The organism is Luteimonas sp. Soil_C_5 (assembly GCF_057656615.1).
The window spans coordinates 757,817-778,070 of sequence record NZ_JBDGKA010000002.1; the positions used below are offsets into that span (position 1 = coordinate 757,817).

Annotated in this window: 22 protein-coding genes; 9 read left to right on the plus strand and 13 right to left on the minus strand. The window is 67.5% G+C overall.

What is annotated here, in order from left to right; genetic code table 11:
- Positions 1–75: 75 nt before the first annotated feature.
- The 12 genes from lipA to AC3A5K_RS08005 form a co-directional block, all read right to left on the minus strand.
- Entirely contained in the window at positions 76–1,080 is a 1,005-nt protein-coding gene (gene lipA, locus AC3A5K_RS07950) for a lipoyl synthase (protein WP_487616948.1), read from the minus strand.
- 80 nt (positions 1,081–1,160) lie between these two features.
- On the minus strand, positions 1,161–1,832 hold the full coding sequence (gene lipB, locus AC3A5K_RS07955; protein WP_487616949.1) for a lipoyl(octanoyl) transferase LipB: 672 nt from the start codon (positions 1,830–1,832) through the stop codon (positions 1,161–1,163).
- Entirely contained in the window at positions 1,829–2,293 is a 465-nt protein-coding gene (locus AC3A5K_RS07960) for a BLUF domain-containing protein (protein WP_487616950.1), read from the minus strand. Before AC3A5K_RS07960 ends, lipB begins: the two co-directional genes overlap by 4 nt.
- A 4-nt stretch (positions 2,294–2,297) precedes the next feature.
- Complete coding sequence (locus AC3A5K_RS07965; protein WP_487616951.1) at positions 2,298–2,576, minus strand: DUF493 family protein; 279 nt, start codon at positions 2,574–2,576, stop codon at positions 2,298–2,300.
- Between the two features lie 105 nt (positions 2,577–2,681).
- Positions 2,682–3,926, minus strand: a complete 1,245-nt coding sequence (locus AC3A5K_RS07970; protein WP_487616952.1) for a D-alanyl-D-alanine carboxypeptidase family protein — start codon at positions 3,924–3,926, stop codon at positions 2,682–2,684.
- A 57-nt stretch (positions 3,927–3,983) separates the two neighbouring features.
- On the minus strand, positions 3,984–5,303 hold the full coding sequence (locus AC3A5K_RS07975; protein WP_487616953.1) for a septal ring lytic transglycosylase RlpA family protein: 1,320 nt from the start codon (positions 5,301–5,303) through the stop codon (positions 3,984–3,986).
- The gene (mltB, locus tag AC3A5K_RS07980; protein ID WP_487616954.1) at positions 5,300–6,430 is read right to left on the minus strand and encodes a lytic murein transglycosylase B; all 1,131 of its coding nucleotides are present in this window, start codon (positions 6,428–6,430) and stop codon (positions 5,300–5,302) included. Before mltB ends, AC3A5K_RS07975 begins: the two co-directional genes overlap by 4 nt.
- Positions 6,431–6,497: 67 nt before the next feature.
- Positions 6,498–7,607, minus strand: coding sequence for a rod shape-determining protein RodA (gene rodA / locus AC3A5K_RS07985; protein ID WP_487616955.1), 1,110 nt, complete (start codon positions 7,605–7,607; stop codon positions 6,498–6,500).
- A complete protein-coding gene (gene mrdA, locus AC3A5K_RS07990; RefSeq protein WP_487616956.1) occupies positions 7,604–9,610 on the minus strand; it encodes a penicillin-binding protein 2 in 2,007 nt (668 codons plus the stop codon). Before mrdA ends, rodA begins: the two co-directional genes overlap by 4 nt.
- A gap of 13 nt (positions 9,611–9,623) precedes the next feature.
- The gene (gene mreD, locus AC3A5K_RS07995; protein WP_487616957.1) at positions 9,624–10,103 is read right to left on the minus strand and encodes a rod shape-determining protein MreD; all 480 of its coding nucleotides are present in this window, start codon (positions 10,101–10,103) and stop codon (positions 9,624–9,626) included.
- Positions 10,100–11,149 carry a rod shape-determining protein MreC gene (gene mreC, locus AC3A5K_RS08000; protein WP_487616958.1) on the minus strand — a complete coding sequence of 350 codons (1,050 nt, stop codon included), beginning with the start codon at positions 11,147–11,149 and terminating at the stop codon, positions 10,100–10,102. Before mreC ends, mreD begins: the two co-directional genes overlap by 4 nt.
- Positions 11,150–11,301: 152 nt before the next feature.
- Positions 11,302–12,345, minus strand: a complete 1,044-nt coding sequence (locus tag AC3A5K_RS08005; protein ID WP_487616959.1) for a rod shape-determining protein — start codon at positions 12,343–12,345, stop codon at positions 11,302–11,304.
- A gap of 206 nt (positions 12,346–12,551) precedes the next feature.
- Here AC3A5K_RS08005 and AC3A5K_RS08010 point away from each other — a divergent pair, with 206 nt between their 5' ends.
- The 9 genes from AC3A5K_RS08010 (at position 12,552) to AC3A5K_RS08050 (ending at position 19,386) form a co-directional block, all read left to right on the plus strand.
- Positions 12,552–13,499, plus strand: coding sequence for a carbohydrate kinase family protein (locus AC3A5K_RS08010; protein WP_487616960.1), 948 nt, complete (start codon positions 12,552–12,554; stop codon positions 13,497–13,499).
- Between the two features lie 380 nt (positions 13,500–13,879).
- Positions 13,880–14,266 carry a hypothetical protein gene (locus tag AC3A5K_RS08015; RefSeq protein WP_487616961.1) on the plus strand — a complete coding sequence of 129 codons (387 nt, stop codon included), beginning with the start codon at positions 13,880–13,882 and terminating at the stop codon, positions 14,264–14,266.
- 112 nt (positions 14,267–14,378) lie between these two features.
- Positions 14,379–14,792, plus strand: coding sequence for a DUF6228 family protein (locus tag AC3A5K_RS08020; RefSeq protein WP_487616962.1), 414 nt, complete (start codon positions 14,379–14,381; stop codon positions 14,790–14,792).
- 312 nt (positions 14,793–15,104) lie between these two features.
- Positions 15,105–15,605 carry a hypothetical protein gene (locus AC3A5K_RS08025; protein WP_487616963.1) on the plus strand — a complete coding sequence of 167 codons (501 nt, stop codon included), beginning with the start codon at positions 15,105–15,107 and terminating at the stop codon, positions 15,603–15,605.
- 61 nt (positions 15,606–15,666) lie between these two features.
- Complete coding sequence (locus AC3A5K_RS08030) at positions 15,667–16,764, plus strand: peptidoglycan-binding protein (RefSeq protein ID WP_487616964.1); 1,098 nt, start codon at positions 15,667–15,669, stop codon at positions 16,762–16,764.
- 234 nt (positions 16,765–16,998) lie between these two features.
- Complete coding sequence (locus AC3A5K_RS08035; protein WP_487616965.1) at positions 16,999–17,349, plus strand: hypothetical protein; 351 nt, start codon at positions 16,999–17,001, stop codon at positions 17,347–17,349.
- A gap of 576 nt (positions 17,350–17,925) precedes the next feature.
- The gene (locus AC3A5K_RS08040) at positions 17,926–18,345 is read left to right on the plus strand and encodes a hypothetical protein (RefSeq protein WP_487616966.1); all 420 of its coding nucleotides are present in this window, start codon (positions 17,926–17,928) and stop codon (positions 18,343–18,345) included.
- 287 nt (positions 18,346–18,632) lie between these two features.
- The gene (locus tag AC3A5K_RS08045) at positions 18,633–19,016 is read left to right on the plus strand and encodes a lysozyme inhibitor LprI family protein (RefSeq protein ID WP_487616967.1); all 384 of its coding nucleotides are present in this window, start codon (positions 18,633–18,635) and stop codon (positions 19,014–19,016) included.
- A gap of 112 nt (positions 19,017–19,128) precedes the next feature.
- On the plus strand, positions 19,129–19,386 hold the full coding sequence (locus AC3A5K_RS08050) for a hypothetical protein (protein ID WP_487616968.1): 258 nt from the start codon (positions 19,129–19,131) through the stop codon (positions 19,384–19,386).
- Here the strand turns inward: AC3A5K_RS08050 and AC3A5K_RS08055 are convergent.
- Entirely contained in the window at positions 19,383–20,210 is an 828-nt protein-coding gene (locus AC3A5K_RS08055; RefSeq protein ID WP_487616969.1) for a hypothetical protein, read from the minus strand. The two genes, AC3A5K_RS08050 and AC3A5K_RS08055, sit on opposite strands and share 4 nt — an antisense overlap.
- Between the last annotated feature and the right edge of the window lie 44 nt (positions 20,211–20,254).

Genomic DNA, 20,254 nt, shown 5'->3' on the forward strand with positions numbered 1-20,254 from the left:
CCGACTCTACGGTCCGGGCATGGCCGGGGCATGAACCGGCCGCACGCGGCCGGCATGTCCGGATGCGTCGCGCGCTCAGGCGGCGACGCCGGCCTCCATGGCCTGGCGGTCGGCATGGTACGAGGAACGCACCAGCGGGCCGGACGCGACGTGGCCGAATCCCAGCGCCATGCCGTAGTCCTCGAGCGCCTTGAATTCCTCGGGCGTCCAATAGCGCAGCACGGGATGGTGATGCGCGCTCGGCTGCAGGTACTGGCCGATCGTGACCATGTCGACGTCGTGCGCGCGCAGGTCGCGCAGCGTGCCCTGCACCTGTTCCATCGTCTCGCCCAGGCCCAGCATGATGCCGGACTTGGTCGAGACCTCGGGATGCTGGGCCTTGAACTTCTGCAGCAGGGTCAGCGACCACTGGTAGTCAGCGCCCGGGCGCACGTTGCGGTACAGCTCCGGCACGGTTTCGACGTTGTGGTTGAAGACGTCCGGCGGATTGGTCGCCAGGATCTCCAGCGCGCGTTCCATGCGGCCCTTGCCGCGGAAATCGGGCGTCAGCACCTCGATCTTGATCCGCGGGGACTGCTTGCGGACCTCGGTGATGCAGTCGACGAAATGCTGGGCACCGCCATCGCGCAGGTCGTCGCGGTCGACCGACGTGATCACGACGTACTTCAGTCCCATGTCGGCGATCGTGTTTGCGAGGTTCAGCGGCTCGCTCGCATCCGGCGGCTTGGGCCGGCCGTGGGCGACGTCGCAGAACGAGCAGCGGCGCGTGCAGACCTCGCCGAGGATCATGAAAGTCGCGGTGCCGTGGCCGAAGCATTCGTGGATGTTCGGGCAGCTGGCTTCCTCGCAGACCGTGACCAGACGGTTCTCGCGCAGCTTGGATTTCAGCGCGGCGACGGCGCCGTTGGACGGGATCCGCACGCGGATCCACGACGGCTTGCGCAGCACGGGGGCGTCGGCGAACTGCACCGGCGAACGCGCGATCTTGTCGCCGGCCACCTGCTTGACGCCCGTCTGCAGCGACGGCGGCGGCGCGGCCACCACCTGCAGCGGAATCGATTTGTCGGCGGGACGGGACATGGCGCACCAGCTGTCGGGCGGAGGGTCATTGTAGGCGCCCGGTCCGGCACTGTCTTGCCGGTGACCGGGGACGCTGCGTGTCATTCAGCGGATTCGAGCACCGTCGCGGGCGCATCCGCGAGGTCCAGGCCGAACTGCGCGGACAGATGCGCCAGCACTTCCGGGGCGACGCGGTCGACCGACGACGGCCCGCCCAGATCGCCCAGCGAGATGACCTGCAGGCCCGCGTAGCCGCAGGGATTGATCCGGTGGAAGGGCTCGAGATCCATCGCCACGTTGAAGGCGAGGCCATGGAAGGTGCGGCCGCGGCGCACGCGGATGCCGAGCGCGGCGATCTTGGCGTCGCCGACGTAGACGCCCGGCGCGCCGTCACGGCGCACGGCCTCGATGTTCCAGTCGCCCAGCGTGTCGATGATCGCCTGTTCGATCCGGCACACGTAGTCGCGCACGCCGATCTTGAGCCGCGGCAGGTCGAGCAGCGGATACACCACCAGCTGGCCGGGGCCGTGATAGGTCACCTGCCCGCCACGATCGACCTGCACCACCGGGATGTCGCCGGCCGCGAGGACGTGTTCGGGCTTGCCGGCCTGGCCGAGGGTGAACACGGGATCGTGTTCGACCACCCACAGTTCGTCCGTGCTGGCGGCATCACGCGCATCGGTGAAGCGCTGCATCGCGCGCCAGACGGGCTCGTAGGGCTGCCGGCCGAGGTGACGCACCAGCGCCGGACGCCGGTCGGGGGCGACGCTCATCGCGCACTCCGCGCGCAGGCCGGCACCAGGCCGCCGTCGGCGACCGGTTCATTGCGCAGGAAGGCACGCAGGGTCTCGGCCACCGGATGGCCGCCTGCGCGCTCCAGCAGCGCCAGCGCGCGGTCGTCGGTGTCCAGCCCGGCGAAGGCCGGCTCCAGATCGTCCATGGGCGCCTCGGCCCAGGCCATGCGCCAGCCCGGCAGCAATGGTGCCTGGCACAGGTCGCGCACCAGCAGCCGCACTTCGCAGTGACGGGGATCGAAGGCGATGCGCGCGAACAGCGCGTCGACGGCCGCCACCGGTCCCTCCAGCAACTGCATGAACAGCCCGTCGCGCAGCAGCAGCATGCCGCCGATACCGCGCTGTGCGTTGTGTGCCCGCGATTGCAGAAGCAGTCGGATCATGTCCTGGGCAGTGAACTCGTGGAGCTGGCCGCTGCGGTACAGCAGCTGTCGGATCATGCGTTCAGAGCGTCCACCTGACCTCTGGATGCTCGCGCAAGGCCTCGTGCGCGGCGTCGTACTGCGCGCGCGTGTCGGCCCGCACGCTGAGCCGGATCGACACGTACTTGCCGCCGCTGGAGGCGCGCGCAGTCACGGTCTCGTGCAGCACGACGACGCCGGACGCGACGAGCAGACGCGGGATTTCGGTTTCGAGGCCGGCATCGGCAGCGCCCATCGCGGTGATCTCGAAGACACCGGGGAACTGGAAGCCGTGTTCGGGGTTGTCGGAAGTGATGTCCATCGGCGGATTATCGGGGCGATCGCGCGGGAACCCAAGCGCGTGGTCCGGAACGGCGAAGGCCGGCGAAATGCCGGCCTTCGGAGACTGCGGATACGGCGGGTCCGGTCAGGACTTCCACCACATCATGAACTCGTGCCACAGGCGCTTGAAGAAGCCCGCTTCCTCGACGGCCGCCAGCGCGACCAGCGGCCGCTCGGCGATGACATTGCCGTCCAGCACCACGCGCACGGTGCCGATCTGCTGGCCCTTCTCGATCGGCGCGACCAGCGTCTGCGGGATGTCCATCGACGGCTTGAGCTGCGCGTACTTGCCGCGCGGCATCGACACCAGCATCGGCTCGGCCACGCCCAGCTGCACTTCGTTGGTCTTGCCCTTCCACACCTGCTGCGTGGCGACGGCCTTGTCGGCGTCGTAGACGGCATGGGTCTCGAAGAAGCGGAAGCCCCAGTTGAGCAGCCCCAGCGAATCGGTGGCGCGCTGCGCCTCGCTGCTGGAGCCCATGACGACCGAGATCAGACGCTGGTCGCCGCGCACGGCCGACGCCATCAGGCAGTAGCCCGCGCCGGAGTGATGGCCGGTCTTGATGCCGTCCACGCTGTCGTCGCGCCACAGCAACCGGTTGCGGTTGTGCTGGGTGATCGGACCGACGGTGAATTCCTTGATCTTGTTGTGCGCGTATTCCTCGGGGTAATCGCGCACCATCGCGCGGCCCAGGATCGCCAGGTCGCGCGCGGTCGAGTAATGCTCGGGGCCCGACAGGCCGGTGGCATTGGTGAAGTGGCTGTTCTTCATGCCGATACGCGCCGCGTAGGCGTTCATCAGCTGGGCGAAGGATTCCTCGCTGCCGGCGACGTGCTCGGCCAATGCGATTGCGGCATCGTTGCCGGACTGCACCACCATGCCGATTTCCATATCCAGCAGGCGCGCGGTCTGGTTGACCGGGAAGCCGCTGTAGCTGCCGTCGGTGCCGGCGCCGCCCTTGCGCCAGGCGTTCTCGCTCATCATCACCTGGTCGTCGACGGTGATCTTGCCGGCAGCGAGTTCCGCGGCGATCACGTAGCTGGTCATCACCTTGGTGATGCTGGCCGGCTCGACGCGCTCATCGACGTTCTCGCCTTCCAGGATCTGGCCGGTGGCGTAATCCATCACCAGCCAGGCGGTGCCGGTGATCGTTGGCGGCGGCGGTGTCGGCAGGTCGTCACTGAGCGCGGGCGCAGCGCCGCCAGGCGTCGCCGGAGTCGGCAGCGCCGGACGCGGCGTGGGCGCGGGATCCTGGGCAACGGCGATGCCCACCGTGGCGGTGGCCAGCGCGGCCAGCAGCATGCGCGAAACGACTACAGACACTTTCATCGGGTACAGCACTCCGGAGTGCCGACGACGCGCGCCGGCGGATGACAGGAAACGGGATCAGTCGCGCACGACGGTCGGGGCGCCAAAGCCCAGACCGGCCACGCGGGACGAGAGTTCAGCGACGCGCGCGGCATCGACCGGACCCACGCGCAGGCGCCAGACCGGCTTGCCGGCCGCGGAGCCGTCGTGCAGCTGGGCCGCGGTGATGCCGGCGCCACGCAGGGTGGCCAATGCGCGCTCGGCGTTGGCACGCGCACCGAATGCAGCGACCTGCAGGGTCACGCCGCCGGTCGAGACGACCGGCGCAGGCGCCGGCGTCGCCGCTGCGACCACGGGGGCGGCCGCCTGCGGCGCCGGTGCAGCCGTCGCGACAGGATTGATCGGCACCTGACGGCCGTTCTCGAGCTTGAGGCCGCGCGCGGCGAGCCAGGCATCGAAATCGTCGGCGGTCATGACGCGGCCGTTCTGGTACATGTTGAAGCGGCCATCGCCTGCATGCGGCTGGGTCGGCGCCGGTGCCGGACGCTCGCCGGCATGGGCACTGGCCATCGGCAGCGCCTCGACGATGGCATCCATCGCAGTCGCGGCCGCGCCCACTGCAGGCGCCGGTGTCGGCGCAGGCGCAGTCGCAGTCGGTGCAGACGCCGCCGCGCGGCGCGAGCGTGCAGGCGCTGCAGCCACGGCATCGCGGGACTGGCGGGCATTTTCGCCCGGGCTCAGCGCGCGCACTTCGACGCGGCCGGTGCCGGCGGGATGGATGCCGATCTTCACGGCTGCGGCGTAGCTCAGGTCGACGACGCGGCCTTCGTGGAACGGGCCACGGTCATTGACGCGCACGACCACCGACTGCCCGGTATCGAGGTTGGTCACCCGCGCGAAGCTCGGCAGCGGCAGCGACTTGTGCGCCGCGGTGAACGCGTACATGTCGTAGACCTCGCGGTTCGAGGTCAGGCGGCCGTGGAACTTGGCGCCGTAATAGGACGCGGTGCCGGTCTCGGCGAAATCGCTGTGGTCGTCGAGCACCCGGTAGCTCTTGCCCAGCACCTGGTAGGGGCTGCGGTTGCCGACCGGCGAACGCGGCAGGTCGACGACCTCGGGCTCGGGAATCGCATCCACGTTCGGCAGATAGTCGGGCAGCGAGTCGGGCACGCCCGGGCGGTACAGGCCGCCGGCGGTGTAATGACCGCGGGTGTTGGGGTCTTCCTGCGCGGGCGCGTACGGCGACACGCGCTGGCCTGCCGTGGCGGGCGGCGTGCCGGCCGGCGCAGGCGCGGTGACGCGTTCACCGCTGCCGGTCGCACCCGCGTTCTTCTTCGGCGCACCGGCACATCCGGCGAGCAGCGCCACCGCACACAGCGGCAGCAGCCAACGGGTCAACGGCCGACCCCGGCGCGGATCGATTCGGCCAGCTGGTGCACGGCCAGCGAATACATCGGCGAGCGGTTGTAGCGGGTGATCACGTAGAAGTTGCGGTAGGCCAGCCAGTACTCCGTGCCGCCGGCACCTTCCAGCGTCAGCAGCGTGCCGCCCTCGGCGGTGGGCTGGCCCGGCTGCGGGGTGTAGCCGCGCGCGGCGAGCGCCGACAGCGGATACACCGGCTCCCAGTTCTCGGGCTTGAAATCGGCCGCGCCGTCGGCGCGCTGCGCGCGTGCGACGACCGCGCCATCGCGCTGCCAGCCGTGCACGACGAAATAGTTGGCGATCGACGCGAACACGTCGGGCTTGTGGGTCAGCAGATCGCGCTGGCCATCGCCGTCGCCATCCTTCGCCCACAGCCGGTAGCTCGACGGCATGAACTGGCCCATGCCCATCGCGCCGGCGTAGCTGCCCTTGAGTTCACGGATGTCGAGCTGCGGCTCGGCCTTCTCCAGCGCGAACAGCTGCGCCAGCTCGCCGGCGAAGAACGGCGCACGCGGCGCGTAGTCGAACGCCAGCGTGTACAGCGCATCGAGCACCTGCCAGTTGCCGGTCACGCGGCCGTAGCTGGTTTCCACGCCGATGATCGCGACGATGTACTCGGCCGGCACGCCGGTCTCGGCGGCCACCTTGTCCAGCGCCGCGCGGTTTTCGCGGTAGAACGCCACACCGCCATTGATGCGCGCGTCGTTGATGAAGATCGGGCGGTAATCGCGCCACGGGCGCACGGCTTCGGCCGGGCGGCTGATCGCGGTCAGGATCGCCTGCTGCACCTTGGCCTGGGCCAGGGTGCGGCGGATGTGCGCGGGGTCGGCGCCGTAGGTCTGCGCGGTGTAGGTGACGAAGTTCTCGACCCGCGTCGCACGCGGAATCGCCGGGTCGGTCACCGACTCGGGGGCCACGGGCCGCTCGGGCGGTTGCGGTACCGGGGGCAGCAACGCGCCTTCCGGGCGTGCAGCCTCCGGCAACGGACTGACCGTGCGGTAGTCCTCGGCCACGGCATCGGATGGATTGACAGGCGTCGCGCAAGCCGCCAAAGCGAGCGGCAGCGCGGCCAAAGACAGTCGGAAAAACGGGCGTCGGCTCATCGGCGGCGAGGGTAGCACGCACGTCGCCGTGCCCACACCGGCATGTCGGCGACGGTTGTCGGGCCGGTCAGCGTCGACGGCGTGCGCTGGCCTGCACGGCCATCACCACACCGAAACCCGCGAGCAGCGAAACCGCCGCGGTGCCGCCGAAACTCAGCAGCGGCATCGGCACGCCGACCACCGGCAGCAGGCCCGAAATCATGCCGCCGTTGACCACGACGTAGACGAACAGCGCCAGCCCGAGGCTGCCCACCAGCACGCGCGAGAAACCGTCGCGCGCCTCGCTGGCGATCCATAGGCAGCGGCCGATGATCAGCAGATACAGACCCAGCGTGACCACGACGCCGATCCAGCCGAACTCCTCGCTCAACACGGCGAAGATGAAGTCGGTCGTGTGCTCGGGCACGTAGTTCAGATGCGACTGCGACCCGTCGCCCCAGCCCTGCCCGCCCAGGCCACCGGCGCCGATCGCGATCTTCGACTGGATGATGTTCCAGCCCTCGCCCAGCGGATCGGATTCCGGATCGAGGAACATCATGATCCGCGCCTTCTGATAGGGCTGCAGGTACCAGAGCCACGCGGCCGGCGCGATCATCGCGAACGAGGCCGCGCCGCCGACGAACCACCACCACGACAGCCCGGCGAGATACAGCGCGAACACGCCGCCCGAGGCGACCAGCACCGCGGTGCCCAGATCGGGCTGCAGCAGGATCAGACCGGTCGGCACGCCGATGATCAGCGCGGCGACCGCGATCGTGTCCAGCCGCGGCGGCGTCGGCCGCTGGCCCAGCCACCAGGCCGCCATCATCGGCAGCGACAGCTTCATCAGCTCCGCCGGCTGGACGTAGAACACGCCGAGGTTGAGCCAGTGCTGGCCGCTGCGCCCCGTGCCCATGAACAGCACCGCGATCAGCGGCAGCAGCGACGCCGCGTAGGCGAGCGGCGTGAACCGGCGCAGCTGCACGGCCGGAATGCGCGACAGCACCCACATCGCGCCCAGGCCGATCGCGAAGCGGCTGGCCTGCGAGGCGACCATCGCCATGTTCTTGCCGCTGGCGCTGTGCAGCACCGCTAGGCCGATCGCCATCAGCGCGAGCAGGCCGCCGAGCAGCGGCCAGTCGATGGTGCGGGCGAACCGCAGCCACATGTCGAGCAGCCAGCGCAGGATCACCTTCATCGCTGCAGTGCTCCGTTGCCGGGACCGAGGCGCGCCGGCGGTACCACGCGCACGCTGTCGACCACGGCGTCGAACGAGACCTCGGGCGCCAGTGCGGCGCCCGGGCCCGCGGCGGCCACGGCCAGCGGCGCACCGGTCAGCGGGTCGATGTCGACTTCGGGCATCTTGCCGAGCAGCCAGGCGTCGAAGATCTTGCGCGCGATGGGGCCGGCGGTGGTGCCGCCGTAACCGCCGTGTTCGACGGTCACGGCGATGGCGATGGTCGGGTTCTCGGCCGGCGCGTAGCCGACGAACAGCGCCTGGTGGCGCAGGTGATACGGCAGGTTGCGCGGATCCGTGCTCACGTTGCCGCGGCGGCTCACGCGCTGCGCGGTGCCGGTCTTGCCGGCCATGCGGTATTCGGCGCCGATCGCCATACGCGTGCCGGTACCGCGACCGTGGATCGTGGTGACCATGCCTTCCTGCACCGCGCGCAGATGCGCCGGGTTGTCGGTGATGCGGGTCGGCGCCGGACGGTCGACCATGCGCCACGGCGTGTCGAATCCGTCGCGGCGCTCGGCCGCCAGATGCAGCGTGTGCAGGTCGCCGCCGCTGGCGATCGCCGCGGTGCCGCGCGCGAGCTGCAACGCAGTCGCGATCCAGTAGCCCTGGCCGATGCCCGCGATCACGGTCTCACCCGCGTACCAGGGCTCGCGCGAGCGCGTGGCCTTGAAGCGCGGCGACGGCACGATGCCGGCGGTCTCGCCCAGCAGGTCGATGCCGGTCGGCTGGCCGAAGCCGTAGCGCGTCATGTACTGGTCGAAACGCTCGATGCCCATCTCGTAGGCGAGCTGGTAGTAGTAGTAGTTCACCGACCGCGCGATCGAATCGCGCAGGTCGGTCCAGCCGGCCCCGCGCGCCGCATCGCGATAGCCGCGGCGCTGGCCGGGAATGAAGAACTCGCCGGTCGAGAACACCCGCCATTCCGGCGTGCGCAGCCCGCTGTCCACGCCCGCCAGCGCGACCAGCGGCTTGATCGTCGACCCCGGCGGGCCACCGCCCAGCACGTTGCGGTTGAACAGCGGCCGCGCCGGATCGTCCATCAGCCGGCGGTAGTCGGTATGCGAGATGCCGTTGACGAAGAGGTTGGGGTCGAAGCTGGGCAGGCTGACCATGCCGAGGATGTTGCCGGTGGACGGCTCCACGGCCACCGCCGAGCCATGCAGGCCGCCGAAGGCCAGCACCATCGCCTGCTGCAGGTCGGCGTCCACGCTGAGCCGCAGGTCGGTACCCGCGGTCGCCGGCTGCAGACCCAGCCGGCGCAGCGCGCGGCCTTCCACATTGGTCTCGACCTGCTCGTAGCCGATCTTCCCGCGCAGGGCCTCGTCGTAATAGCGCTCCAGGCCCGTGCGTCCGGTCTGCGGGAACAGCAGATGGGCCTGACCGTAACGTTCGACGTCGGCCTGGTCGGTGCGGCCGACGTAGCCGACCACGTGCGCGAACAGGTCGCCGTACGGATAGTGGCGGTTGAGATACGGCACCACTTCCACGCCCGGGAAGCGCCAGCGGTCCAGCGCGAAGCGCGCCATCTCGTCCTCGCTCAGCCGCAGCTTGAGCGTCACCGCGCGGAAGCTGCGCTGCGCCTTGCGCTCGCTGTCGAAGCGGGCCACCTCGTCGGGCGACAGCGCGATGATCCGCGACAGCTCGCTGACCAGCTGGCGCACGTCGCCGGCTTCCTCGGGGGTCACGTCGAGGCGGTAGGCCTGCTGGTTCTCGGCCAGGATCCGGCCCTGGCGGTCGAGGATCAGCCCGCGCCCGGGCACCACCGGCCGCGGCTTGATGCGGTTGGCTTCCGAGCGCATCGCGTAGACGTCGTGGTCGACGATCTGCAGCTTGAAGTACCAGCCGGCCAGCACGCCCAGCGCGACCACCACGCCGACGAAACCGATCAGCGCGCGCAGGCGGAACGCGTTCGCCTCACCGGCGGTGTCGCGGATGTCACTGCGTCGGCGGCGCCTGGCCATGCGAGCCCGGCCCTTACGACCGGCGTCCGAAACGCAGCGCGTCCATCACCAGGTACAGCGGCACCCACAGCAGCATGCCCAGCAGCGGGGCCAGCCAGAAGGTCCACGGCAGCTGCGGCACGCCGAGCGCGAGATGGATCGCCGCACTGACGACGCGGTCGTTGAGCAGCAGGCCGCCGATCGCCAGCGCCTGCTGCGGCATCGGGAAGAACCGCAGCTGGGTGCGGAAGCGCTGCAGGATGAAACTCAGCACCACCAGCCGCAGTGCCTGTTCGCCCAGCAGTCCGCCGAAGGCGAGATCGGCGACCAGGCCGACCAGGAACGCGAAGCCCAGGCCCGCGCGGTCGGGATCTTCGATCACCCAGTAGGCGACCACCAGCGCCAGCCAGTACGGCCGGAACGGCTGAAGTCCCGGCGGCAGCGGCAGCAGGCCGAGCAGCAGGGCGACGAAGATGCTGGCCGGCAGCAGCCAGCGGTTGCGACGCTGCCTCATCGGGTCGGGGCCTCCGCAGGCGGTGGCGCGGGATCCGCGGGCGGCGGCGTGCCCGGCGTGGCGGCAGGCGCGTCGGGCGTGCCGGCGGCGTCCACGGGTGCACCGCCCTCGCCTGCCTGCGCGGCAGCTTCGGCGGCTTCGGCCTCGGCGCGTGCAGCCGCTTCGCGCTCGGCCGCCGCGGCGTCCAGATCGGCCGTGGTCACCGGCACCACCAGATCACGCAGCAGCAGCACATCGCGGCCGCGGTCGACCTGGGCGGCGGGCGTCAGCGCGCCGGTCAGGAAGGCGCGGCTGTCGTCGGGTTCCAGCGAGGCGATGGTGCCGACCGGGAAACCGGCCGGAAAGCGCCCGCCCAGGCCCGACGTCACCAGGGTGTCGCCCACCTGCACGTCCGCCGACAGCGGCACGCTGCGCAGCGTCAGCCGGTCGGCATGGCCGCTGCCGTAGACGACGAGGCGGATGCCGTTGCGGGCCACGATCACCGGCACGGCATGGTCGAGATCGGTCAGCAGCAGCACGGTGGCGGTGGTCGGGGTGACCGCGATCACTTGGCCCAGCAGGCCGCCGGCATCGATCACCCCCTGCCCTTCGCGCACGCCGTTGCGCCGGCCCGCGTCCAGCAGCAGGCGCTGGCGTGAGGGATCCTGATCGACGTCCAGCACCGGCGCCAATTGCACGTCCAGGCTGCCCTGCTCGACCGCGCCGAGCAGCCGGCGCAGGCGGGCGTTCTCGGTCGCCTCGATCCGCAGCCGGGCCTGGCCGGCGGTCAGCACCAGCAGTTCGTTGCGCAGGCGGCGGTTGTCTTCCGCCAGCTGCGAGCGCGTGGCGGCATCGTTGCGCATGCTCGACCCCACCCGCGAGGGCAGGCCGGCCAGCCACCACAGCGGCTGCACCGCGACGCTGGCCTGGTGGCGGACCTCGGTCAGCCAGCTGCCGCGATGGTCCATGACCAGCAGCGCACAGGACATCGCGAGATACGCCAGCAACCGCAGCGTGCCGGCGACGTCGCCGGGGCGTGGGGCCGGGGAACTGGCGGAAGAAGACACTTAGGGGCCGTGAGTCTGGAATGGGGACTGCGGGATGGCACGACGCGCGCAACGGAACTTCTGGTCCGGCGCCCCGGCACGTAGGGCACACGCCGAAGCAGATGCGCCGGGGTGTTCACGCATCGCCAGTCACCCGAGCCCCCGTCCCGCCGTCATTCCGCGGCGAAGAACTCGTTGCCGTGCAGGTCGAGCAGCTCCAGCGCCCGGCCGCCACCGCGGGCCACGCAGGTCAGCGGATCCTCGGCCACCTGCACGTGCAGGCCGGTGGCCTCGCTGATCAGGCGGTCGAGATCGCGCAGCAGCGCGCCACCACCGGTCAGCACGATGCCGCGCTCGGCGACGTCGGCGCACAGTTCCGGCGGGGTCTGCTCCAGAGCCTGCTTCACCGCCTCGACGATGCCCGACAGCGGCTCGCGCAGCGCGTCCAGCACTTCGGCCGAGCTGATCGAGACGATCTTCGGCACGCCCTCGGCCAGATGGCGGCCCGAGACCTCCATCTCCATCACCGGGTCCTGCGGATACGCGCAGCCGATCTCGAGCTTGATCCGCTCCGCGGTCGCATCGCCGATCAGCATGCCGTGGTTGCGGCGCACGTAATTGATGATGGATTCGTCGAAGCGGTCGCCGCCGATGCGGGCGGACTGCGAATAGACGATGCCGTTGAGCGCGATCACCGCGACTTCGGTCGTACCGCCGCCGATGTCGACGACCATCGAGCCGCGCGCCTCCGTCACCGGCAGGCCGGCGCCGATCGCGGCCGCCATGGGCTCCTCGATCAGCGACACCTCACGGGCGCCGGCTTCGAGCGCCGAATCCTTGATCGCGCGCTTCTCCACCTGGGTCGAACCGGCCGGCACGCAGATCAGCACGCGGGGGCTGGGACGCAGGAAGCGCGACTTGTGCACCTTCTTGATGAAGTACTTCAGCATCTCCTCGGTGTAGGTGAAATCGGCGATGACGCCGTCCTTCATCGGGCGATGCGTGGTGATGTTGCCGGGCGTGCGGCCGAGCATCTGCTTGGCCTCCGAGCCGACGGCAGCGACGACCTTCTGGCCGGCGGAGCGGTCCTGGCGGACAGCGACGACCGACGGCTCATTGAGCACGATGCCCTGGCCGCGGACGAAGATGAGGGTGTTGGCGGTGCCCAGGTCGATGGACAGGTCGTTGGAAAACAGGCCGCGGAACTTCTTGAACATCGGAAATGGGCGTCCGTCAGGGGAGGCGAAACAAGCTCGCTAGCCTAGCAAAAAAGCCGCTGCTCCGCGGCTTGGGGCTACCCCTGATTGCGCCCGCCGGACGCGGCCTCCACGGGCGGTCTGCGGGCATGTCGGACGGCCCGGTCCGGGCGGGTGGACGGGGTGCCGTAAACTACCCGGCCTTCTTCAAGTACGAGCCTCGCGCGATGTCTGCACTGATCTGCGGTTCCCTGGCCTACGACACCATCATGGTGTTCCCCGACCAGTTCAAGAACCACATCCTCCCGGACAAGGTGCACATCCTGAACGTCTCGTTCCTGGTGCCGCGCATGCGCCGCGAGTTCGGCGGCTGCGCCGGCAACATCGCGTACAACCTGAAGCTGCTGGGCGGCCACCCGATCCCGATGGGCACCGTGGGCCAGGATTTCGGCCCCTACCGCGAATGGTTCGAGGAACACGGCATCGACCTGTCGCAGGTCCGCGAGATCCCCGACCTGTTCACCCCGCAGGCCTTCATCACCACCGATCTGGACAACAACCAGATCACCGCCTTCCACCCGGGCGCGATGATGCGCAGCCACGAAAACCACGTGAAGGACGTCCCGAACGTGACCATCGGCCTCGTCGGTCCCGACGGCCGCGAAGGCATGCTGCAGAACGCGCAGGAATTCTCGGACGGCAAGATTCCCTTCATCTTCGATCCCGGCCAGGCCATGCCGCTGTTCAACGGCGAGGAACTGCGCAACTTCATCGAGCTGGCCGACTACGTCGTCGTCAACGACTACGAGTCCAACCTGCTGCAGGAACGCACCGGTTGGGACGAGACCGTCATCGCCGGCAAGGTGCGCGCCTACATCTGCACGCGCGGCCCGAAGGGCGTCGTCATCCACGCCGAAGGCCAGACCCACGACGTCCCGCCCGCCCACGAGCGCCGCGTCACCGACCCGACCGGCTGCGGCGACGCCTTCCGCGCGGGCCTGATCTTCGGCATCGAGAAGGGCTACGACTGGCTGACCATCGGCCGCATCGGCAACCTGATGGGCGCGCTGAAAGTCGAGCACCCCGGCACGCAGAACCAGCGTTTCGATTACGCCGAGTTCTCGCTGCAGTTTCGGCAGCAGTTCGGGTATTCACTGGAGAGCAAGAACGCCTGATCTAGGCGACATTGCGAAGATCTAAAAAGCAGGGCGTCCTTTGGGGCGCCCTGTTGCGTTGTGGGCAGATTACATTCCGCCGCATCTCACCCGGCGCCCGGACACTGGCAACGTCTGGAATTCTCGCCAACGCTGCCTGCTACGCAAACCCGAGCCGCACTAGCGCTTCACCCCATTCGGAGAGGCTTTCCTCCTGGACACTAGTCGCAACTCCGGCATCTGCCGGCGGTCGCATTGCACCGGCACGTCCGCCTGCCACGAGCGCCTGCGTCGCACGCAGCATCCGCCCGAGTTTCAGATTTTCCACTTCCCGGAGTCGACTGCTGTGGCCGATACTCAACGCAATGCCCGCGCTCGCGAGGCTCACTCACCAAACCAGTATGCGCACACTCCGTATCGCAGCCCTCACGATCCTGATGACGCTTCCCGGCGTCGCGTGGGCATCGGACTATACCGGCGTCCTTTCTATGCTGTACTTGATTTTCGTAGTGACGCCGCTGGCGCTGGCTTACCTTGTCGTAATGGTTATTTCTACAGTAAAAAGCCGCTACCGATCACGGGACTACGCGATCAAGCATTCGAAGATCGCGACCATTGCCACGGCAATCGGCGCTGTGCTGGCAATATTCGAATTTCGAAACGTCTACATAGACCATAATGGGGACGCCACGATGATGACGGCGATATACGGCTCTCTTCTGATTGCATCATGGATTCCAATGGCGATCCACACGCTCCATCGAGTCGAGGACTGGTGGCAGCAGTAATCGCGCGCGATCGAGTCACCCTCTACGACTTCAGGCAGCCATGCCCGGAATCGCTTGAAATGAACCCGGAGCGGTTATTCAATTCGGTTCAATCTCTGGAATCGGGCCAAACATGCAAGAACCGAACGTCCTGCTGAGCGTTAGCGGGCACGCAATCAAGTTCTGTGCGGGCTTACGCAACGCGGACAGTTGGCTTGATACCTACAGTATTCGACTGGAGGCACCTGGGCTTGTGGCCGAGGTGCAAGTTGACAACCCCCCATATGGCGCGGATCCGAGCGACTTTTTCAACGATCTGGCCGATAACTGGAAGGGATGGAGGGGCGAAAAACGATCGGAATCCCTTGAGGGTGAGTTTTCGCTACTCGCCGCGACAGATCTGTCAGGCCACGTGTCGCTTACGGCAACCTTGAACTTCCTTGGATCTCATGAAAGCTGGCACAGCACCATCACGTTGGGCTTGGAGGCCGGGCAGCTTGACCGGATCCATCGGCAAATCAGCGCGTTCTTTGGGCGCCTGGATTGAGCCTGAATCAACCAAGGCAGTTCACGACGCGACTCCATTCATGCGTCGGAATTTGAACGAAAGAGACAATTCGCGCCAATTCGAAGCAATCAAATCACTTGAAGTCTTCTCGGCACGCCGTCCACACCTGCGCCGCGGTCATCCGCTTGGATTTTTCTGCCGCTGCCCGCCACGCAGAGTTACACGTGAGCAAAGGCAGTCATACGCCACTGACACGGAACTCGGATTTATCGGCTTGAGCCGGACGTGTGTGAAGTAGAGAATCGGGCACTTGGCAGGGGCGACTTTCCAGACTTCCCCGGAGACACCAAGATGCATCGACTCATCGGATTCTTTCGCGTCATTGCCCTTTCGGGCGCCGCACTGCTGGTGGCATGTGGTGGCGCGGACGCACCCTCGGCTCCGCAGACGGCAACCTCAGCGCAGCCCTCTGAGAACGTGCCGACGGATGGCATGGCGATTATCTCGGATCTGCATGCGGGCATGGCCTATGCCACGTTCCGTGAGCGGGTGCTGGCACACGGCTGGACGCCGCGAGCCAGCCCCAGTTGCACGACCGATCTGATCGGCGACGACGCGAACGCCGTGTGTGCGCGCAGCCCGCAACTGGCAGCCTGCCATCTATGCGAAGACCTTCCGGAACTGCAGTCCTGCAGCAGCGATGCGCGCTGCCTGATGCGTTTCGGCCATTCGGACAGCGCGCAGGATCTCGAAGCGCGCGCCTACGGCGAGATCGATGCCTGGCGTGATACGGGCGATGACGCCGGTTTGCAGATTTCGGAATGGGAATTCGTTCCGAACGCAACGCAGTGAAGTCAAACGCAACGCTCCGAGGCTGTGACAGCCGAGGGTCTCCAAGGACGGGGGTACAACGATGGGAAATCCACTTCACGACCTGATGTACCGCGGCGAATCCGGCGCTGCCGGCTATAACGCCTTCAATCGCGGTACCTACGTCGATGCAAGCGGTCGGGAGCGCATCCGCCCCGGCGAGCCGCCAACCGATTTCTCCCGGCTCAGCGTCGGCGCATTGCAGGACCTGCAACATCTGCCGCGAACCGATCCCGATCGCGTTTTCGCGGTCGGCAAGTACCAGATCATTCCTTCAACGATGGACGCCGCCGTAGCCCGGCTGGGCATCACGCGCGATACACCGTTCACGCCCGAGCTGCAGGACCGCATTTTCACCGACTATCTGCTGCGCGAAAAACAGCCGGCTGTGCGCGACTACATCATGGGCGTGCCAGGGGTCACGCGTGAGCAGGCTCAACTCGGCCTGGCGCGCGAATGGGCCAGTTTCGGCGATCCCTTCAAAGAGGGACGCAGCTATTACGGCGGCGCCAACCGCGCGCACATCACCCTGGAACAGAGCGCAGATGCGCTCGACCGGATGCGCGACGCGTATGCGCGTGCGGACGTTCAGGGGCTGTCACGCGATGCCGCATGGCACGCGGCAACCGCGATCGAGACTGATGCGAGGACGCAGAGTCCTCTCGCACCGGCGCGCTCGGGCGGCAATGTCCAGCCCTCGAATGAGTTGCTGAAAGAATCCTCGCAGGGCGAGGCCGTGCGTGCGTTGCAGGCGGATCTCGTACGCCTCGACTACGCAGGTCGGGACGGGCGGCCGCTCTCGATCGACGGTCGCTTCGGGCCCGAAACTGCCTATGCAGTGCGCATGTTCCAACGAGACCAAGGCCTTGACGTCGACGGGATCGCGGGACCGGAAACAGTGGGATCCGTCGCCCTGCAACTCGGGGCCCGCACGACGGACGTTCCGCGCTCGCCGGTGGACGATCTGCTGAATTCACTGCACCGCGGCGGCGATGCGATTCGCGAAGCGACGGAGCACCTGATGCAGTCGCCGGCCGGCCAGCAATGGCGGGAGCAGGTAGAGGAGGCAACCCGATCCCAAGCGGAGCAGGTGCGGTGCGCCCCGACACAGGCCCCGGAGGGTGACGCGCGGGGGCCATAAGCCAACTAACGGGGTCAGGTTCACTTAGGGGATAACGGCGCCAGATTCACCTCATGCACTAGCTCCCAACTAGCGCTGCAGCCGGTGATCGACGCGCATGCTGGCGTTGGAGATGGAGGTTTCAAGGATTAACGGGGTCAGGTTTACTTACATGTGACTTGAAGCGGCAGGGATCGCCAGAAGCGTTTTGAAGTTGAACTGGAATCGCTTTTCTGCGCCTGCCCCCTCACGGACATGGATAAGATACCAAGCCTGGTCGACAGCGCTGCTGCGGTGAACTGGTGGCGAATCACTGCGATGACGGTGACGCTCTTCTTCGCGTCCGTATTGCTCTGCGTCCATCTGGATCGCGCTAATGCAGCCTTGCATGTCGTCCCTACGAAGCCGCTTGAACCGAAAGATCCACCGATCGCTTCACTGCGTTACCTGCCGGCCGAGGTGCAGCGCGCGCTTGTGACCTTGTGTGACGAATGCTCCTTTGCCGATTCGAACGGCGACTGGAATGCGACCGATGTCATCTTTGAAGAAGACGGCTGCCTCGGCGACGCCTTACCCGGACGGAGTTGCTGGGCGCCCACTGGGTGATCGAGTACGAGATGGGCGGAATTGCAACGTTCAGCCATACCGCAGTGCTGTCCGCGACCTCACGGCCCACACTCTTGGCGGGGAGCTCCTGCATTCCCAACTATCCACGACGGTGCAGCTGGTAGCCGTCGCCTGAGAACCGGTCATCACGCTAACTCCGCTTAAGTGGCGGAAGACGTGACTTACATGGGTTTCGGATTTATCGGCTTCAGCCGGGCGCGTGTGATTGGAGAATCCGATAATTAGTACGCAACTAACGGGGTCAAGTTTACTTAGGGGATAACGGCGCCAGATTCACCTCATGCACTAGCTCCCAACTGGCGCTCGGCACCCGCAGGCGCCGGCGCCGCGCTGCAGCCGGTGATCGACGCGCACGCTGGCGGTGGAGATGGAGGTTTCGACGCGCCCGGCGCATGCGACCTGGCTTCGCGCGCGGGACGGATGTCAGACTTGCGACCCCTGCGTGCCAGCGCTCTCCGCATACCAGGACTGCAGGGCACGTTGTCGCCCCCTCACCGTCATGTCGGTCGCGTTTGATCCGGCGCGATACAACACAAGTGTCCGGAGATCTCGCGCATGCGCGCCGTTGCCATCCTGATTGCTCTGCTGATGCTCACTGGCTGCCTGCCGCGCCAGGTCGTCATCCACGACGGCGTTCGCGCGTCCATTGTGGATGCGAAGACGAAAGCAGCGATTTCCGGGGCCTTCGTCTACGATCGCCTCGATGCAGGGCAGCCACGCATTCTGGCGCGGAGCGACGCCGGCGGCGGTGTCCAACTTGCGCCGGATTCCCGGCGCAGGATCACAGCCGTGATGGGGGAGGCCCAGGTCCGCCAGTTCCTGTGGATCTGCAGCGCGGGCTACCAGCCGCGGCTTGTGTCGCAGCGTGCGGGCTGGAACGCCGATTTCGCGGTGGCTCGCATCCACGATCTCGGCACTGTCGAACTGACCCGAGCCGACCCGGCTGACGATCGGAGCTGTTCCGTAAATTTGTGAATTGACAGACCCACCGCGCAGTAGCGGGATCCACAGACTGCCGGTTCCAGCTGCCCGCCTGCATGTGTTTCCCCGCTGTGCGGAGACAGTCTGCACACGGGGCCGAAGGTCTCGTATGCGCCCGGCGCGCGTGTCGCGCTGGCTGCTGTAATGCGTGCAGACGTGGCGTAACGTTCGCAGCGTCGCCGGCCTGCGGTGCATGCGCGAGGCGGCGCGTGCCGGCACCCGGAATCGAGTCAATTGTTCCCTGCAGCGCTCGGCTGCACACCACACGCACGGAGTACCGCATGACCCGATGGCCGCTTGTCGCACTTCTGTCCTGCTGTGCCAGCCTGCCCGTTGCAGCGGGTGATCACGTCTACAGCACCGACTACAGCGACTGCATGGCGCGCGCGGGCGGAGTCACGGCGGATGTCCTGCAGTGCATCGCCGCCGAAACCTCTCGTCAGGACGCACGGCTCAACGAGACGTACCGCGCGCTGCGTGGGCAGTTCTACAGCGCTCGGCTCACGGCGCTCGTGGCAGCGCAGCGGCTGTGGATGCAATACCGGGATGCGAATTGCAGCGTCTACGCGTATCCGGATGGCGGCACGCCGGCTGCGATCCATAAGGCGTCGTGCATCCTGGAGATGACGGCCGAGCGCGCGTCCGAGCTCGAACGTCTGAGTTGAACGTCGCCGCCTCTGCCCGGGCAGCGAGCGGTTTCGAGGTGCCGGGCGCCCGCACTCGGCCCATCAGCAGACAGGGCGTCTTGCAGCTGACCGGTCCAGGTATCAACGCAGATTGACGAACCCGTCCGTCGACATTGCCGTTCGCGATCCGGCTACGCATGTCCGCGGTGCTCAGGCCGGTGTCGAGCTGGCCGTGCGCAAGCTCGACGACGGTCGTCCAGTTGCCGCCCCACTCCAGCCCCATATCGATGCCGACGCGGCCGATGGCATCCAGGCCGGGGCTCCAGTGGATGCTGTCGTTCGGGCGCACTTCGACGACGTCGAGGGGATAACGGTGTCAGGTCCAATTAATTCCTTGGATCCAAACTAGCGTTCGGCGCCCGCAGTCGCTGCGCCGGCAGCCGGCTGCCAGACGCTGCGGAACTGCGGCTGCTGGTAGACCTGCGGAATGCGGATGCGCACCGGCGAGCGCAGCACCTCACCGGGCGTGACCGCCTCGACGATCGACCGCATCTGCGGGAACCGGAAGACGCACAGGCCATCCAATGCGGTGTCGAACAGGAACGGATGTCGCTCGCCATTGATCGTCGCCTCAGTGTCGTCCGCGTATTCGATCGGCTGGACGCGGCCGCGTTGCATGCACTGCCCGTCCTGATCTCGCCAAAACGCGGTGTGGCGATCGGCATCCCCGGGGTCGATGACCGCGGTCTCGGTAAGTGGAAAGTCGACACGCATGTCGCGCGGACCATCGGCTTCGGTCGTCCGCACCCAGACCAGCAGCGAGGTCGGGTGGTAACCGGCGATATGCGGGACCGGCAGGCGCAGCAAGCCGTCCGCATCCGGCGCCAGGCCGCGCACGCCGAGGCTGCGCCTGCGCAGGCCCCCGGCGCGATTCTTGTCGTACGACAGCGACACCGGGGGACTGCCGTGAGGCTGCTGCCCCATCGTCGTGCCAGCCGGCAGCGTCAACATGATCTCGCCGAACGCCGGCATCGCCATGTAGGTGTCGTGCTCGACCGTGCGGTCCTGCTGACCGAGCTGTGGACTGCCGAAGCCATCGTTGAGCAGTGGCACGTTCTGCGGAAAATCGAGGATCGAACTGCAGCTCGACAGCATCATCACCAGGACGCTCGCGCCTGCAGTGCGCCAAGGGCTGACCTGTGAACGCACCGCCTGAGATCGAATTGCCGACATGCCGCTTTCCTGCGTGATCGCGCGACGCCAATGGCCGCGCAGCG

Bases quoted from the DNA above. Each gene is read 5' to 3' on its own strand.
- AC3A5K_RS07960 (WP_487616950.1), bottom strand. From the start codon at position 2,293: ATGATCCGACAGCTGCTGTACCGCAGCGGCCAGCTCCACGAGTTCACT.
- AC3A5K_RS08015 (WP_487616961.1), top strand. From the start codon at position 13,880: ATGCGCACACTCCGTATCGCAGCCCTCACGATCCTGATGACGCTTCCC.
- AC3A5K_RS07970 (WP_487616952.1), bottom strand. From the start codon at position 3,926: ATGAAAGTGTCTGTAGTCGTTTCGCGCATGCTGCTGGCCGCGCTGGCC.
- AC3A5K_RS08035 (WP_487616965.1), top strand. From the start codon at position 16,999: ATGGATAAGATACCAAGCCTGGTCGACAGCGCTGCTGCGGTGAACTGG.
- AC3A5K_RS08045 (WP_487616967.1), top strand. From the start codon at position 18,633: ATGACCCGATGGCCGCTTGTCGCACTTCTGTCCTGCTGTGCCAGCCTG.
- lipA (WP_487616948.1), bottom strand. From the start codon at position 1,080: ATGTCCCGTCCCGCCGACAAATCGATTCCGCTGCAGGTGGTGGCCGCG.
- AC3A5K_RS08005 (WP_487616959.1), bottom strand. From the start codon at position 12,345: ATGTTCAAGAAGTTCCGCGGCCTGTTTTCCAACGACCTGTCCATCGAC.
- mltB (WP_487616954.1), bottom strand. From the start codon at position 6,430: ATGAGCCGACGCCCGTTTTTCCGACTGTCTTTGGCCGCGCTGCCGCTC.
- AC3A5K_RS07965 (WP_487616951.1), bottom strand. From the start codon at position 2,576: ATGGACATCACTTCCGACAACCCCGAACACGGCTTCCAGTTCCCCGGT.
- AC3A5K_RS08025 (WP_487616963.1), top strand. From the start codon at position 15,105: ATGCATCGACTCATCGGATTCTTTCGCGTCATTGCCCTTTCGGGCGCC.
- rodA (WP_487616955.1), bottom strand. From the start codon at position 7,607: ATGAAGGTGATCCTGCGCTGGCTGCTCGACATGTGGCTGCGGTTCGCC.
- mreD (WP_487616957.1), bottom strand. From the start codon at position 10,103: ATGAGGCAGCGTCGCAACCGCTGGCTGCTGCCGGCCAGCATCTTCGTC.
- mrdA (WP_487616956.1), bottom strand. From the start codon at position 9,610: ATGGCCAGGCGCCGCCGACGCAGTGACATCCGCGACACCGCCGGTGAG.
- AC3A5K_RS08010 (WP_487616960.1), top strand. From the start codon at position 12,552: ATGTCTGCACTGATCTGCGGTTCCCTGGCCTACGACACCATCATGGTG.
- AC3A5K_RS08020 (WP_487616962.1), top strand. From the start codon at position 14,379: ATGCAAGAACCGAACGTCCTGCTGAGCGTTAGCGGGCACGCAATCAAG.
- AC3A5K_RS08040 (WP_487616966.1), top strand. From the start codon at position 17,926: ATGCGCGCCGTTGCCATCCTGATTGCTCTGCTGATGCTCACTGGCTGC.
- AC3A5K_RS08030 (WP_487616964.1), top strand. From the start codon at position 15,667: ATGGGAAATCCACTTCACGACCTGATGTACCGCGGCGAATCCGGCGCT.
- lipB (WP_487616949.1), bottom strand. From the start codon at position 1,832: ATGAGCGTCGCCCCCGACCGGCGTCCGGCGCTGGTGCGTCACCTCGGC.
- AC3A5K_RS08055 (WP_487616969.1), bottom strand. From the start codon at position 20,210: ATGTCGGCAATTCGATCTCAGGCGGTGCGTTCACAGGTCAGCCCTTGG.